At 69.6% G+C, this 15140-nt stretch carries 15 protein-coding genes; 2 read left to right on the top strand and 13 right to left on the bottom strand.

Annotation, left to right across the window (positions count from 1 at the left end; all coding sequences use genetic code 11):
- Positions 1-104: 104 nt before the first annotated feature.
- Positions 105-1241: an acyl-CoA dehydrogenase family protein gene (locus BLU09_RS26555; protein WP_090492338.1), complete on the bottom strand. Its 1137-nt coding sequence runs from the start codon at positions 1239-1241 to the stop codon at positions 105-107.
- Between the two features lie 189 nt (positions 1242-1430).
- Complete coding sequence (gene fsa / locus BLU09_RS26550) at positions 1431-2102, bottom strand: fructose-6-phosphate aldolase (protein WP_011555873.1); 672 nt, start codon at positions 2100-2102, stop codon at positions 1431-1433.
- Between the two features lie 132 nt (positions 2103-2234).
- Here fsa and BLU09_RS26545 point away from each other — a divergent pair, with 132 nt between their 5' ends.
- On the top strand, positions 2235-3293 hold the full coding sequence (locus BLU09_RS26545) for a KpsF/GutQ family sugar-phosphate isomerase (protein ID WP_090492336.1): 1059 nt from the start codon (positions 2235-2237) through the stop codon (positions 3291-3293).
- Positions 3294-3375: 82 nt separating this feature from the next.
- Here the strand turns inward: BLU09_RS26545 and BLU09_RS26540 are convergent, their stop codons facing one another.
- The 9 genes from BLU09_RS26540 to mutM form a co-directional block, all read right to left on the bottom strand.
- Positions 3376-4716: a tetratricopeptide repeat protein gene (locus tag BLU09_RS26540; RefSeq protein ID WP_090492334.1), complete on the bottom strand. Its 1341-nt coding sequence runs from the start codon at positions 4714-4716 to the stop codon at positions 3376-3378.
- A complete protein-coding gene (folK, locus tag BLU09_RS26535; protein WP_011555876.1) occupies positions 4713-5237 on the bottom strand; it encodes a 2-amino-4-hydroxy-6-hydroxymethyldihydropteridine diphosphokinase in 525 nt (174 codons plus the stop codon). Before folK ends, BLU09_RS26540 begins: the two co-directional genes overlap by 4 nt.
- Positions 5234-6004: a fumarylacetoacetate hydrolase family protein gene (locus BLU09_RS26530; protein ID WP_090492332.1), complete on the bottom strand. Its 771-nt coding sequence runs from the start codon at positions 6002-6004 to the stop codon at positions 5234-5236. The genes folK and BLU09_RS26530 overlap by 4 nt, the downstream gene beginning before the upstream one ends.
- On the bottom strand, positions 6001-6816 hold the full coding sequence (gene dapB, locus BLU09_RS26525) for a 4-hydroxy-tetrahydrodipicolinate reductase (RefSeq protein ID WP_090492330.1): 816 nt from the start codon (positions 6814-6816) through the stop codon (positions 6001-6003). The genes BLU09_RS26530 and dapB overlap by 4 nt, the downstream gene beginning before the upstream one ends.
- A gap of 39 nt (positions 6817-6855) precedes the next feature.
- Positions 6856-7743 (bottom strand): 4-hydroxy-tetrahydrodipicolinate synthase, encoded by an 888-nt coding sequence (dapA, locus tag BLU09_RS26520; protein ID WP_090492328.1) that lies wholly within the window; start codon positions 7741-7743, stop codon positions 6856-6858.
- A 16-nt stretch (positions 7744-7759) separates the two neighbouring features.
- A complete protein-coding gene (gene lysA / locus BLU09_RS26515) occupies positions 7760-9001 on the bottom strand; it encodes a diaminopimelate decarboxylase (RefSeq protein ID WP_090492326.1) in 1242 nt (413 codons plus the stop codon).
- A complete protein-coding gene (gene lptM / locus BLU09_RS26510) occupies positions 8998-9246 on the bottom strand; it encodes an LPS translocon maturation chaperone LptM (protein ID WP_244172046.1) in 249 nt (82 codons plus the stop codon). The genes lysA and lptM overlap by 4 nt, the downstream gene beginning before the upstream one ends.
- Positions 9247-9248: 2 nt before the next feature.
- Positions 9249-11060, bottom strand: coding sequence for a TIGR04551 family protein (locus BLU09_RS26505; protein WP_090492322.1), 1812 nt, complete (start codon positions 11058-11060; stop codon positions 9249-9251).
- Positions 11061-11136: 76 nt separating this feature from the next.
- Positions 11137-12009: a bifunctional DNA-formamidopyrimidine glycosylase/DNA-(apurinic or apyrimidinic site) lyase gene (gene mutM / locus BLU09_RS26500; RefSeq protein WP_090492320.1), complete on the bottom strand. Its 873-nt coding sequence runs from the start codon at positions 12007-12009 to the stop codon at positions 11137-11139.
- A 204-nt stretch (positions 12010-12213) separates the two neighbouring features.
- Between mutM and BLU09_RS26495 the strand changes: the two genes are divergently transcribed.
- Positions 12214-13038, top strand: a complete 825-nt coding sequence (locus tag BLU09_RS26495) for a M48 family metallopeptidase (RefSeq protein ID WP_090492318.1) — start codon at positions 12214-12216, stop codon at positions 13036-13038.
- A gap of 11 nt (positions 13039-13049) precedes the next feature.
- Here BLU09_RS26495 and BLU09_RS26490 read toward each other — a convergent pair whose 3' ends face one another.
- Complete coding sequence (locus BLU09_RS26490) at positions 13050-14096, bottom strand: YihY/virulence factor BrkB family protein (RefSeq protein ID WP_090492317.1); 1047 nt, start codon at positions 14094-14096, stop codon at positions 13050-13052.
- 123 nt (positions 14097-14219) lie between these two features.
- A complete protein-coding gene (locus BLU09_RS26485) occupies positions 14220-15107 on the bottom strand; it encodes an MTAP family purine nucleoside phosphorylase (RefSeq protein ID WP_090492315.1) in 888 nt (295 codons plus the stop codon).
- Positions 15108-15140: the final 33 nt, after the last annotated feature.

The following is a 15140-nucleotide window of genomic DNA, read 5'->3' as shown; positions in this document are numbered from 1 at the left end:
CTTACGGGGAGGAGTTTGGAATCTGGAAAAAACGGTCTGGGTTAATAGGCATTGGCGCGTCGCGGCGGCAATGGGAAACGGCCGCCGGACGCAGTGCCGCGGCGCTACTTGAACAGTTCCCGCGCGATGACGAGCCGCTGGACCTGGCTGGTGCCCTCGTAGACCTGGATGAGCTTGGCGTCGCGCATCAGCTTCTCCACGGGGTACTCCTTGATGTAGCCGTAGCCGCCGTACACCTGGACGGCGTCGGTGGCGACCTTCATGGCCATGTCCGCGGCGAAGCACTTCGCGTAGCTGGACTGGAGGGAGTTGCGCTTGCCCTCGTCCAAGAGCCACGCGCTCTCGTAGGTGAGCATGCGCGCCGCGTGGGTGTTCATCGCCATGTCGGCAATCATGAACTGGATGGCCTGGTGCTCGATGATGGGCTTGCCGAAGGTGCGGCGCTGGGTGGCGTACTCCATGGAGTGCTCCAGCGCGGCGCGGGCGATGCCCACGGAGAACATGGCCGTCAGCGGGCGGCTGTTGTCCAACGTGGCCATGGCGATGGCGAAGCCCTGCCCCTCTTCGCCAATGCGGTTGGCCACCGGGACGCGCACGTCCTCGAACGTCAGCGACACCGTCTCGCTGGCGCGCTGGCCCATCTTGTTCTCGTGCTTGCTGACGGAGAGCCCTTCAGGGCGGCCCTCCACCACGAAGCAGGTGATGCCCTTGTGCTTCTTGCCCTTATCCACCGTGGCGAACACCGTGTACTGGCTCGCCTGGCCGCCGTTGGTGATGAAGCACTTGGCGCCGTTGAGGACGTAGTGGTCTCCGTCCAGCCGCGCCGTGGTCTGCATGTTGGCCACGTCGCTGCCGGCCTCGGGCTCCGTGAGACAGAACGAGGAGAACTTCAGCTTCTCCGTGAAGGGCGTGAGCAGCCGCTTCTTCTGCTCCTCGGTCGCGTGGAGGATGATGGGGAGGTTGGCCAGGTCGTTGGCGATGATGGACGTCGCCACGCCCGCACAGCCCCAGCTCAGCTCCTCCGCGACGATGGTCTGGTCCAGATGGGACAGGCCCACGCCGCCGTACTCGGCGGGTATCGCCATGTTGAGCAGCCCCAACTCCCACGCGGTCGTCAGCAAATCGAGTGGGAAGGTGGCCGTCTCGTCGTAGTGGGCGGCCTTCGGACGCACCACTTCGCGGGCGAACTTGCGTGCCGCGTCCTGCAGCGCGCGCTGGGCGTCGGTGAGCTGGAATTCCATGGGGACCTCGTGACGGGTTCGGCTCGTTGACTCGGGAGTCAACGAATACATGCCGCGGCGCGAAATCGCCAGTGCAACCCGCCGGGAAGCGGAGGAGGACGGGCTCCATTTTTCTCAAAAAAACAGGCCCCAACCCCGCAGAGGGATTGGAGCCATGAAAACCGACGTTAGTCTGTTTTTCCCGAGGGCCTATTTGGCTGCGGGCGGCTTGGCGGCCTTGGGGACCTTCTCCCAGTCGGCCAGGAACTTCTTGATGCCGGCGTCGGTGAGCGGGTGGTTCGCCAGCTGGGTGATGACGTTGTAGGGCAGCGTGGCCACGTCCGCGCCCAGGCGGGCGGCCTGGAGCACGTGCACGGGGTTGCGCACGCTGGCCACCAGCACCTGCGTGTTGAAGTGCTCGTAGTTCCGGTAGATTTCCAGGATGTGGGAGATGAGCTCCATGCCGTCCTGGGAGATGTCATCCAACCGGCCCACGAAGGGCGACACGTAGGTCGCGCCGGCCTTGGCACACAGCAGGGCCTGGTTGGCGGAGAAACACAGCGTGACGTTGGTGCGGATGCCCTCGGCGGTCAGCGCCTTGGTGGCCTTCATGCCCTCCACGCCCATGGGAATCTTCACCACGACGTTGTCGTGAATCTTCGCCAGGGAGCGGCCTTCCTTGATGAGCTCGTCCGCTTCCATGGACACACATTCGGCGCTGATGGGGCCATCCACGATGGAGCAGATTTCGCGGATGGTCTCCTCCAGGCCCCGGCCCACCTTGGCGAGCAAGGACGGGTTGGTCGTCACTCCGTCCACGCAGCCCATGGCGTGGGCCTTGCGAATCTCCTCCACGTCGGCGCTGTCGATGAAGAACTTCATCTCGTCCCTCTCTTGAAGGTGGAATGTGCCCCGGCCAATGGAGGCCGGGCGAGCAGGCGCGTAACCGATGCCCCCCCATGCGTCAAGGGTGGCCACCGCGGGGGTGCGGAGGTAGAAGGCCAGACACTGAACATGGCCCGCCCTTCCCGCTCCGCCGCCAAGAAGCCCCGCCTGCGCGCCCTCCCCGGCCGTCCCGCACAGGCACCTGCCGTTCTCCCCGACGCAGAGGCCACGCTCGCCTACGCGCGGAGCGTGCTGGAGGCCGAGGCCCGCGCCATCCTCGGTGTGACGGAACGTCTGGGAGACGACTTCCTGCGCGCCGTGCAACTGGTGCGCGACTGCCGCGGCCAGGTCATCGTCACCGGCATGGGCAAGGCGGGCCACATCGGCCAGAAGCTGTCCGCCACGCTGGCCTCCACGGGCATCCGCTCCGTGTACCTCCACCCCGCCGAGGCCGTGCACGGAGATTTGGGCCGCGTGGGCCGGGGCGACGTCATCCTCGCGCTGTCCAACAGCGGCTCCACGGAGGAGCTGATTCGCCTGCTCCCCTCCTTCAAGCGGATGGAGACGCCCGTCATCGCCCTCACCGGCGACGCGAAGAGCCCGCTGGGCCGCGGCGCGGACGTGGTGCTGGACATCGGCGCCATCGCGGAGGCGTGCCCCATGGGCCTGGTGCCCACGGCCTCCACCGCCGCGCTGCACGCGATTGGCGACGCGCTTGCGATGACGGTGCTGCGCTCGCGGCCCTTCGGCACGGAGGACTACGCGCTGCTGCACCCGGGCGGGAAGCTGGGGCGCTCCGTGCAGCGCGTCTTCGAGCTGATGCGCACCGGCAACGCCAACCCGCTGGTGCGCGACACCTCGCCCCTGTCCGCGGTGGTGGGGGTGATGACGAAGACGCCGGGCCGTCCGGGCGCCGCGTGCGTGGTGGACAAGGCGGGGAAGCTGGTGGGCATCTTCACCGACGGCGACTTGCGCCGCCGCGTGGAGGCGGGCCTCACCGACTTCACCGTGCCCGTGCGCGAGCTGATGGGGAAGAACCCGCGCTGCGTGACGCCGGAGACGCTGGTGCTGGCCGCGGCCACGCAGATGCGCGAGCTGCGGGTGGACCAGCTCCCCGTGGTGGACGTGGAAGGCCGCGCCGTGGGCCTGCTCGACGTGCAGGACCTGCTGGCCGCGAAGTTCGTCTGAGGCGTGGGCCGCGGAGGGCCGCCGCGCGGTCCTGCTGAACGTGCAGGACCGCTGGCCGCGAAGCACTTCGAGCGCGCGGGCGCTACTTGCCCAGCTTCGCCTGGAGGCTCGCCTTGTTGGGGTAGTCCGGCGCGTCCGTGGCCAGCTTCTCCCAGAGCGCCTTGGCGCCCTTGTCGTCGCCCTTGGCCTTGAGCGTGTCGCCCAGCTTCTCCACGGAGAGCGGGTCGGTCTGCACGGCCACGCCCCACACGCGCACCGCCATGGGACGCTCCAGGGACACCAGGGCCCAGGCCATGCCCGCCTTCGCGCGCCCGTTCTCCGGCTGGAAGGGAACCACGCGCGTGTAGTTGGCGAGCGCCTCCTGGTACTGGCCCTTCGCCAGGAGCTCCTCGCCCTCGTCCACCAGCTTCGCCAGGCCCTGCTCCAGCTCCGGCGTGCGCTCGGTGCTCTTCACGGCGTCCACCATCTCCTGCGACAGCGGCCGGGGCGCATCCGGCGCGGCGGCGGCGGGCGCCTGCGACAGGCGGATGCGGCGGTCCTCCGCGCGCGAGGCGAGCAGCTGCTTGCGGCCCCCCGCCTTCACCGTCTCCTCCACCAGCGCCACCATCCGCTTCGCCATGGGCGCACGGAACGAATCGGGGTACGTGGTCGCGACCGCCTCGAAGCCCTCGCCCGCCTTCTTCAGCGCCGCCACGTCGTCGCCCTTCGTCTCGAAGAGCAGCGCCGCGCGCGCGTAGAGGGCCTCCTCGTGCAGGGGCTCCACCTCCAGCACGGCGTCGTAGGCCACCAGCGCCTTGCCGCTGTCGTTGGACAGGTAGAGCGCGTTGGCCTGCATCACCGCCACGTCCAGCACCGGCGCCAGCGCCGCGCGCGCACAGGCCGCCGCGCCCGCGGTGTCACCCTTCTTCGCGCGCGCCTGCGCGGCGGCGCCCATGTCCTCCACCGGCATGTTCGGGGTGAAGCCACAGCCCGCCGCCTCGGCGGTGGGCACCGCGGCCTTGCCCAGCTTCTTGCGCTGCGCCAGGAACAGCTCCCGCGTGGGCTGGGCGCGCGCCAGGGCCTGCTGAAGGTAGGTGCTGGCCTCCGCGTTGCGGCCGTTCACGTAGTACAGGCGGCCCAGCGACGCGGCGATTTCGAAGGTCTTCTCACGGTCCGCCAGCCCCTCCGTGGAGTCGAGCTGGCGCAGCAGCTCCTCCGCGGACGGCGGCGCCCGGCCCGTGCCCGACATGGGCGGGTGGCCCGGGGGCAGCTGCTCCGGGCTGATGCTGGGAGCCGCGCCCTCCGTCGGCGGGTGGCCCTCCGGCATGCCAGAGGTGGCGGGGGAGGCCGTGGTCCCCGGAGGGATGACCGGGTGGCCGGGAGGCAGCGTCGAGGGCTGGGCGGTCAGCAGCGCCGCGGTGGCCAGGGCAAGGGACAGGTTCATGTGTCGTTGCTCGAGTAGCTCGCTTCCGGCCACCACGTGGCCTCGCTCCTGCGGACATCCTGCGGGGCGAGTTTCCCGAGGAGCTCCTTCACCGACATCCCCAGTACCGGATGACGCAGGTGGGGCGCCAGTTCAACGAGCGGCTCCAGGGCGAAGCGGCGCTTGTGCAGCTCCAGGTGGGGCACCTGGAGCGTGGGGTCGGCCACCACCTGTCCCTCCCAGAAGAGGATGTCCAGGTCGATGGTGCGCGGGCCCCAGCGCACCTCCCGGGTGCGGCCCAGGTCCTTCTCAATCTGCTGAAGGATGCAGAGCAGCCGCTGCGGCGGCAGGCCACACTCCAGGGCCACCACCGCGTTGAGGAAGCGCGGCTGCGGCGGCCCCACGGGGGCGCTGTCGAAAAGCGAGGAGCAGTGGAGCACCGCCACCGCGTCGATGCGGGACAGCGCGGACAGGGCGGCGACGAGGTGATTCTCGCGCTCCCCCTCGTTGGAACCCAACCCGACGTAGACGGTGTCGCTCACGGCTCCATCTCAACAGGGTTCACCAGGGTTCCGATTCCCTCCAGCTCCACCTCCACCGTGTCCCCGGCCGACAGCTTCCCCACACCCGACGGCGTCCCGGTGCTGACGATGTCCCCAGGCAGCAGCGTCATGATGTGGGAGATGAACGACACCAGGCGCGCGGGACTGAAAATCATGTCGGACGTGCGGCTGTCCTGGCGCACCTGCCCGTTCACCCGGCACACGATGCGGAGGTCGTCGGGAGACAGGCCCGTCACCGCCCACGGCCCCGCGCACGCGAAGGTGTCGTAGCCCTTGGCGCGGGTGTGCTGAATCTCGCGGCGCTGGACGTCGCGCGCCGTCACGTCGTTGAAGCACGTGAGGCCCCAGATGGCGCGCGCGGCGGTGGACTCGTTGGCGTTCTTCAGCTTCTCGCCGATGACGAGCGCCAGCTCCGCCTCGTAGTGGACTTCCTGGCTCGCCTTGGGGATGCGGATGGGCGAGCCCGTGCCATTGAGCGCCGTGGAGGGCTTGGTGAAGATGAGCGGCTCAGGCGGCACCGGCTTGCCCATCTCCTCCGCGTGCTTGCGGTAGTTCTGACCGATACACACGACCTTGGACGCGTCCGACGGCACCAGCAGCGTCAGCGAGGACAGCGAGCGGTGGATGCCCGTCTCCTTCGCGCCGGCCCAGGGCGCGGCGGTGAGGACCACCACCTCGGAGCCTTCCACCCGGCCGTGGTGCGCACGGCCCTCATGCAGGAAGCGGCAGTAGCGCGCGGTCGTCATGAAGTCCTCTGGAAGCCGAGCACGTCGGCCATGTCATGGAGACCCGGCGCGCGCCCCACCACCCAGCGCGCGGCCCTCAGCGCGCCAGCAGCGAACTGGTCTCGGTTGGTGGCGCGGTGCGTGAGCTCGATGCGCTCGCCCTCACCGAAGAAGTACACGGTGTGCTCGCCCACCACGTCGCCGCCCCGCAGCGTCTGCACACCTATCTCGCGCGCGGGCCGCGCGCCAATCTGCCCATGCCTCGCGAAGGTGAGGTCCTCCTGGGTGCGCCCCAGAGCCTCCGCCAGCACGTCCGCCAGCCGCAGCGCGGTGCCGCTGGGCGCGTCCTTCTTCATGCGGTGGTGCGCCTCCAGCACCTCCACGTCGAAGCCCGGCCCCAGCACCCGCGCCAGCTCCGCCGCCATGCGGATGACCAGGTTGACGCCCACCGACATGTTCGGCGCGGCGACGATGGGCACCGCCTTCGCGCTCTCCGCCAGCGCCGCGGACGCCTCCGGCGTGAAGCCGGTGGAGCCCACCACCAGGGCCACGCCGCGCGCGGCACACACCTTCGCGTGCGCCACGCTCAGCTCCGCGCTGGTGAAGTCGATGACGACGTCCGCCTGCGCGGCGTCCAGCGCTCGCTCCAGGCTGTCCACCACCGTCACGTCCACCGGGCCCAGCCGCGTCGCCACCCCGGCGTCCTGGCCCACCGAGGCACTGCCCGGCCGCGCCGTGCCACCCACCACCCGCAGGTCTCCCGACTCGCGCGCCAGGCGAAGCAACGTGCTGCCCATGCGGCCGGTGATGCCGGTGATGACGGTGCGAATCATGTCTGCCGCGCTCCAGGTAACGGCGGGATGAGGGAAAGCTCAGCCCGTGAGCAGGCCCAGCTGGCGCAGGGTGTCGCGAAGCTTCGCGGCGTTGGGCTCGGTCATCTGCACCAGGGGCAACCGCACTTCGGGCCCGAACAATCCCATCACGTGCAATCCCCACTTCACGGGCGTGGGGTTGGACTCGATGAAGAGCAGGCGGTGCAGCTCGTTCATCCTCACCTGGAGGTCGCGCGCCACCGCGACATTCCCCGCGCGCGCCGCCGCCACCAGGTCCGCCATCATCCGCGGCGCCACGTTGGACGACACGGAGATGACGCCCTTGCCGCCGCAGGCGATGAAGGGCAGCACGGTGAAGTCGTCACCGGACAAGAGCGTCATCCGGTCGCCGCACTTCTCCAGGATGTCGATGGCCCGAGGCATGCTGCCGGTGGCCTCCTTGAGCGCCACCACCTCGGGGATGTCACACAGCCGCAGCACGGTGTCGGGCAGCAGGTCCACGCCCGTCCGGCCCGGCACGTTGTAGGCGATGATGGGGAAGCCCGGGTGCGCCTTGGCCACCGCGCGGTAGTGCTCCAGCAAGCCCGCCTGCGTGGGCTTGTTGTAGTAGGGCGTGACGATGAGCGTACCGTCCGCGCCCGCGTCGCGCACGCGGCGCACGCCTTCGATGGTCTCCGCGGTGCTGTTGGAGCCGGCGCCGCCCACCACCGTCACGCGGCCCTTCGCCTCCTCCACCACCACCTTCACCGCGCGGGCCCGCTCGTCGGCCGTCATCGTCACGGCCTCGCCGGTGGTGCCCATGGGGACCAGCACGCTGGTGCCCCCTTCAATCTGCTGGCGGACCAGCGCCCGGTAAGCGGGCTCATCGAGCGCTCCGTTGCGAAACGGAGTGGCCAGCGCCGTCATGGAGCCTTCGAAGGTCTTCATGCCGGCGCTTATACGTTCAGGCCCGCTCGCCGCGCCAGAGATCCTCGACGCGCTCCCGCTCCCGGACCACGCGCCACGCCGCACCGTCCACCAGCACCTCGGCCGGGCGTGGCCGGGAGTTATAAGTGGACGACATACTCATGCCGTACGCGCCCGCGCTCATGAAAGCGAACAACTCGCCTGCTTGCGGAAGCACCAGGGGCCGCGCCTTCGCCAGCACGTCGGTGGATTCACACACCGGCCCCACCACGTCTACCTCCACCGCCTTGCCCCGCCGCTTCACCAGGGGCTGAAGGCCGTGGTGCGCCTCGTAGAGCGCGGGGCGCAGCAAGTCATTCATGCCCGCGTCCACCACCACGAAGTGCCGCGCTGGCGTCTTCTTCCGGTACAGCACGCGCGTGAGCAACACGCCCGCGTTGCCCACCAGCGCCCGGCCCGGCTCCAGGATGAGCGTGGCCCCGGTGGCACCCGCCGCGGCCAGCACGGTGCGCGCGTACTCCTCCGGAGACGGCGGCGTTTCGTCCGAATAGGTGATGCCCAGCCCGCCGCCCACGTCCAGGTACGCCAGCGGATGGCCCTGCGCCTTGAGCGCGGAGTACAGACCCGCAACCTTGGACAAGGCCGCGCGAATGGGCGCCGTCTGGGTGAGCTGCGAGCCGATGTGGCAATCCAACCCGGCGGCCAGCAGGCCCTTCATCTTCTTCGCGCGCGCGTAGAGGGCCACCGCCTCCTCGAACGGCACGCCGAACTTCGACGTCTTCAAACCGGTGGAGATGTAACGGTGCGTGCGCGCATCCACGTCCGGATTCACCCGCAGGGCGAACGGCGCGCGGCGCCCCAGGCGGCGGCCCACCGCGTCCAGCGCCTCCAGCTCCTCGGCGCTCTCCACGTTGAAGAGGAGGATGCCCGCGGCCAGCGCCGTCTCCATCTCCTCCTGCGTCTTGCCCACGCCAGCGAACACCGTCTTCCCGGCGTCTCCGCCCACATGCCGCACCCGGGCCAGCTCGCCTCCGGAGACGATGTCGAACCCGCCGCCCCGCTCGGCGATGAGCCGGAGGATGGCCAGGTTCGAGTTGGCCTTCACCGAGTAGCAGATGAGGTGCGGCCGGTCTCCGAAGGCCTCCGTCACCACCCGGATGTGCCGGGTGAGCGTGGCGGTGGAGTACACGTAGGTGGGCGTGCCCACGGACTCGGCGATGGCCGCCAGCGGCACATCCTCCGCGTGGAGCACGCCCTTGCGGTAGGCGAAGTGATTCACGGGGCTCCCGCGTCCTCGGTCTCCGGCGGTGACAGCGGCGTCTCCACCCCGGTCTCCGGCGTGGGAGACAGCGCGGGCCCCGACGGCTCCCGGGGCCCTCGCTCCGACTCAGGGGGCGGCGGCTGCGCCTGCGTCGCAGGCGCTGGCGGCGGCCCGGGTGGCCGAGGCGGCCCCTTGATGCCACACGCCGCCAGCGTCAGTGACACGCTGGCGGCCACGCACAGCCGCGCGAGGACCTGGCGCATGGCTAGAACTGCATCCCCAGCCACGCGCGGATGGTCTGCGGCGTGTCCAGGTCGTTGCGCAGCGTCTCGCTGAACTCCTGCAGGCCGCTCATCGGGAACAGGATGCCGTAGGCGATGCCGGCGATGAACCCGTCCTCCGTCTTGTAGTCCGCGCCCACGTTGACCTCCAGACCCAGCGCCTTGTTCGTGGTGGACGGCGTGGACTGCGCGTACATGGCCTGCGAGTAGATGACGCGGCCGTAGATGTCGAAGCCCTCGGTGATGGTGTACTTCGCCGACGGGCGGACATAGAACGCGTCCGTCACCCCGACCAGCAGCTCGCGCCACAGGATGAGGTCGATGCGGTAGTCGCGGTTGAAGCGGAAGTTGCGGATGGCGTTGTCCCTGCAGCCGCCCGTGCCGCAGTCGTACTGCGGGCCCTCGAAGTCACCTGGCGCCGTCTGGCCGTTGGCGCCCGAACCCGGGCGGCCCGGCTGGTTGCCGAAGCCATACGCCTTGTCGCCGGAAGCGAAGCCCAGCTCCATGTTCAGCGACAGCTTCTGGTCCAGCAGCCGCAGCTCGCCCTGCGCCACGCCGCCGAACTGGGCCACGGTGAGGCTCTGGTTGAGCGTGGGGTCGTTGATGCCGCCCACGTCCAGCGCGCGGTTGCCGATGCGGCCCAGCTGGGCGGCGGCCTCGAACTCCAGCCGCCAGTTCTTCTCCTCGTACTTCAGCCACAGGTCCGGCACGAACAGCGTCGCGTCCCGCGGGATGAAGCCGGTGTTCTGGCCATTCGTGGTGGAGCCGTCGTACTCCCACTTCTGGGTGCGGTAGGTGAAGTGCAGGCCGTACTGGAGCACGCCCTGGTTGTTGTCCAGCTTGGAGCGGATGACCTGGTCGGTGTCCCGGCGCGCGATGGCAATCACCCAGCTGTGCGAGTCATCGGACTGGGTCAGGTCGATGGGCTCGCCCACGGTGCCGCGCGTGTCGGTGACGCCCTCCGAGTTGAAGTCCAGCATCGGCGTCACGTACCAGCCCTCGAAGGGGTTGGTGACGAACTGGACGCGGTCCACGGTGTCGCCGAAGTCGCAGTCGAAGCAGGTGCCGTCGTTGCGCAGCATGCCTAGGCCCCACTGGCTGCCCATGCGGCCGAAGCGCAGGATGCCCACCGGCGTCTTCACCTCACCGTAGGCGCGGCGCAGCTTGATGGAGTCCTGGAGCGCGTCCGCCAGCGGGTCCTGGCTCTCGGAGAAGATGCCGAAGAGGTTGCGCGTGTTGCCGGGCAGCAGCGTGTCCGGCATGGCGCCCATGATGAAGTTGTCCAGGCCGAGGACCTCCATCTTCAACGCCACCTGCTCGGAGATGTTGAAGGTGGGCGCCAGGCGCACGCGCATGGTGGCGAAGGACTGGGTGTTCTCCTGCGGGCTGCGAGGCGAGCGCGGGAAGAGCTCCCGGCCGGGCGCCTTGCCCAGGTCGAACTTGTAGAAGAGCGTGGGGCGGACGCGGAAGTAGCCGTCGAGCGTGAAGACCTCGAGCTTGCGCTTCTCCTCCGGGAACTCCTCGGCCCACTCGTCCGTGGCGCCAATGGACTGCTTGGCGGCCTCGGCGCGAATCTCCTCGCGCAGTTCCTCCTTCAGCGCTTCCAGGTCGTCACGGCTGACGCCCTCGCGAGTGGAGGACACAGGCGCGGTCTCCGCGGGAACAGACTCCGCGGGGGCGGCGGGAGCAGCGGGTGCGGCTTCCGCGGGCGCGGGCGGGCTACCCTCCGGCACCGGCGTCTGAGCGGTGGCCGTGGACGAAGCGACGAGTAGCGCCGCCAGCAGGGCGTGAGACATGGGCAACGATCTCCAGGGCCACCTGGGGCGGCCGGGTCTGAAAGGCGGGCGATTCAAGCGACGGGACCAAGGGGTGTCAACGCTTACCAGGGCGGGCCTTCGCGCCGTCAACGGCCGGCCCCCCCGCCTCACTTCGGCGTCCGTCCCTCGGCTGGCACCGGGGGCAGAAGTGGGTGGTACGGCCTCCCTGGGTGAAGGACTCGACCCGGGTGCCACACTGGGAGCATGGGCTCCCCGCGCGGCCGTACACCTGGAATGGATTCTCCGAGCGCCCCTCCTCCAGGTACACCGGCTCCTCCCCCTCCTGCTCCTTGAGGCCGAAGTCGATGGCGGCGCGGATGCCCTGGACCAGGCGTTTCCACTCGTCCGGCGTCAGGGAGCCGGGCTGGCGCGAGGGGTGGAGGCCCGCGCGGAAGAGCGCCTCGGCGGCGTGGATGTTGCCCAGGCCGGAGATGCGCTCCTGGTCCATCAGCGCCACCTTCAGCTCCTTCCGGGAGGAGCCCACGGCCTGCTGGAGCTGCCCCGAGGTGAGGCCATCCGCCAGCGGATCCCTCCCCAGGATTCGCACCGCGTCCAGCTCCCGCAGGCGCGCGGCGGGCGCCGGCTCCAGGCGGCCGAACATTCGTGGATCGGAAAAGTGGATGACATGGCCGTCGTCCAGATGGAACCGGGCGCGGCTGTAGGGCGCCACCTGCCCCTCGGTGCGGCGGACGAACTTGCCCGTCATCCCCAGGTGCCCCATCAGCCCCTTGCCGCCCTCGAAGGCGAAGAGCAGGTACTTGCCCCGGCGGACCAGCGACTCCAACCGGCCCGTCAGCGTGTCGAACTGCTGGCGCTCGGCGCCTCGGAAGATGCGGGTGTTCTCCGACTCGGCGCGCACGAGGCGCCGGTCGCTGAACCAGCGCACCAGATTGCGCCGCGCGATTTCGACTTCGGGTAGCTCTGGCATCCTGCGGGGCACATACACCGGCGGGCGTCCCCACGCACCGCCTACCTGCCGGGCAGTGAACACGGGTGGGATGGCGGCGCGAAAGCCGGATGCCCGGATGCTTGCACCACGTGGCCCTTGAAGGCAGGTGCCGATGTGGGCCAGCGTCGCGCCTTCCGCGGAGCGACGCGGCGTAGACCTCTGGAAAGAAAGGCAGCACTCGTCATGCAGCGCATCCTCGTGGCGGTACTGGGAGTCACCCTGGCATTGGGCCTGTCGACGGGCTGCGCCAAGCAGCGCATCTCCGCCGAGAAGGCCGTGGCCCGCACCCTCATCTCCGACGAGCAGGAGGAGCAGCTCGGCAAGCAGGTCAAGGCGGAGCTGGAGACGAAGGAGAAGATCAAATACGTGCAGAACGCGGCCGTCGTCGACTACGTGCGCGGCATCTCCGCCAGCATCCTGAACCAGGCCTCCAAGGACCGGCCCGGGGTGAAGTGGAAGATCAACGTCATCGACGACCCGAAGATGGTCAACGCCTTCGCCACGCCCGGCGGCTACCTGTACGTCTACACCGGCCTCATCCTGGCCGCGGACACGGAGGCGGAGCTGGCCGGCGTCATGGCGCACGAGGCGGGCCACGTCGTGGGCCGTCACTCCGCGCGCGCCATGGTCAACCAGATGGGCCTGCAGGCCATCACCCAGGCGGCGCTGGGGCAGAACCCGGGCACCGTGGCGCAGATCGCCGCGTCGCTGGTGAGCGGCGGCACGCTGCTGGCGCACGGCCGCGGCGAGGAGATTGAAGCCGACGAGTACGGCGCCCGCTACGCCTCCGGCGCGGGCTACGACCCGCGGGGCCTCATCACCTTCTTCGAGAAGCTCCAGAAGGAGCAGGGCGACACGCCCGCGCTGATGAAGTGGCTGAGCACGCACCCCACCAACAGGGATCGCATCGCGAACATCCAGAAGATCATCTCGCAGAAGAAACTGCGGGGCAGCAACAACGGCCCGGGTGGGCTTCCCGCCATCAAGCAGGCCCTGGGCGGAAAGTAGTTCCCCAGCCCTCAGTGCAGCGTGGAGGAGCGAGGGTCCTGCTCCTCCACGGTGGGCTCGGGCTCCTGCCCCCGGGCCACGCGGCGCCGCCACCGGAAGCGCGCCAGCTTCGACCGCATGGCGCTGCTGGCGCTCTTGGCCGCGCCGGGCGTCTTCAGGGGCGGCTCCAGCGGCGCGGGCTCCCCGAAGCCGCGGGCGCCCTTCGACTTCCCCTCCACCGAGGCGTGCTCGAGGATGGCGTTGATTTCGCCTCCGACGATGAAGATGAGCCCGGAGAGGTAGAGCCACAGCAGCAGCACCATCACGCCACCGATGGAGCCATAGGTGACGTTGTACTTGCCGAAATGCTCCACGTACTGCGTGAAGCCCCAGGTGCTCGTCAGCCACAGGCCCGTGCCCAGGACGGAGCCGGGGGTGATGTACTTGAAGCGCTGCTTCACGTCGGGCAGCAGGTAGTAGCAGAGCGCCAGCACCAGCATCACCAGTGACGCGGTGAAGGGCCAGCGCAGCCAGGACCACACGAGGTGGAAGGCGTCCACGAGTTGCAGCTTGCCCGCCAGCCACAGCCCCAGCCGCCCGCCGAGCAGGAACGCGGCGAAGGACAGCGGGATGAGCAGCGAGCCCATCAGCGTCACCAGCATCGCCAGGCCCTGCGTCTTCCAGAGGGGCCGGGATTCAGAGACGTCGTAGGCCAGGTTGAGCGCGGTGCGCAGCGCATTCACGCCGCGCGACGCGGACCACAGCGTGATGACCAGACCGGCCGTCAGCAGCTTGGGCTGGGGCTGGTTGACCAGGGACTGCAGGTGGCCGGTGATGAGGCCCAGGGCGTCTCCCGGCACCAGCGGACGGATGCGGTCCAACATCGCGTCCACCGCGCCCGGGGCGAACGGCAGGTACGCCACCAGCGTGACGAGGAAGAAGAGGAAGGGGAACAGCGAGAACAGCAGGTAGTACGACAGCTGCGCCGCGATGTCGGTGACGCTGTCCTCCTGGAACTCCCTCACGAAGCGTCGGCTGAACTCGCGCCAGGACAGGTGCTTGAGTCTGGGCAACCGCATGCTCGCCTCCTCGCTCCGGGTCGTACCGGGGCTCAGAAGGTGAAAACGGAAGCGCGCTTTGGCAGCAGGCGGCTAGGCGAGCGCACGGCGTGTGGCCCGGCCGAATGAGCTGGTGCGGTGTCGTCAGGCGACGTTGGGCGGGAGGTATCTGCCCAGCAGTGGACGGAGGCGGCCGCGCACCTCGTCGGGGATGCGACTGCGCTCGGTGCCGATGGCCAGGGCCAGCGCGGTGTCGCAGCGGCAGGTGGCGCGGGCTTCGCCGATGCGCGGCAGCGCGCGGCGGATGAGCGCGGCGCCGCTGGCGGTGACGGCCTTCCGGTTGTGGGAGACCTGCGCCAGCAGATCGTCATGCTCCTGCCCTGGCGCGCGCGGCTGCCACGAGTCGTAGTCCGTGGGCAGGGCCACCATGGCGTAGTGGAGTTCCGCCTCGCGAGCGAGCCGGGCCTCGGGCATGCCCGTCATGCCCACCAGGTCTCCTCCCCACGTGCGGTAGAGCATGCTCTCCGCGCGAGTGCTGAGGGACGGGCCTTCGATGCAGACGTAGGTGGCCTCGGTGTGCACGGTCGGCCCCAACGGGTCCCTGGCGTGCTCGAGCACCTGACGCAGGGTGCCGCAGAAGGGGTTCCCCAGGTCCACGTGGACGGCGACGTCGTCGTAGAAGGTGCAGGGGCGGCGGTAGGTGCGGTCGATGACCTGGTCCGGCAGGGCGAGCTGGAGCGGATGGATGTGCTCGCGCAGACTGCCCACGGTGCCGGTGGCGAGGACGTGGGTGACGCCCAGGACCTTCAGCGCGTACATGTTGGCGCGGTAGGGCGCGCGGGTGGCGTTGTAGACGTGGCCGGTGCCGTGGCGGGCGACGAAGGCGACGGAGACGCCGTCGAGTTCGGTGGTGACGATGGGGCCCGCGTGAGGACCGAAGGGCGTCTCCAAGATGTGGGACTCACCCTTGCCGGGGATGCCCAGTGCCTGGGCCAACCCGGGGCTCCCGATGATGCCCACCCTGACAGCCATGTGCCTCCTCGTGGCGCGACCATCGCGCCAGGG

Source organism: Myxococcus virescens (genome assembly GCF_900101905.1).
In the GTDB taxonomy this organism is placed as follows: Bacteria; Myxococcota; Myxococcia; order Myxococcales; family Myxococcaceae; genus Myxococcus; species Myxococcus virescens.
This window is presented reverse-complemented; position numbering and strand designations above follow the sequence as displayed.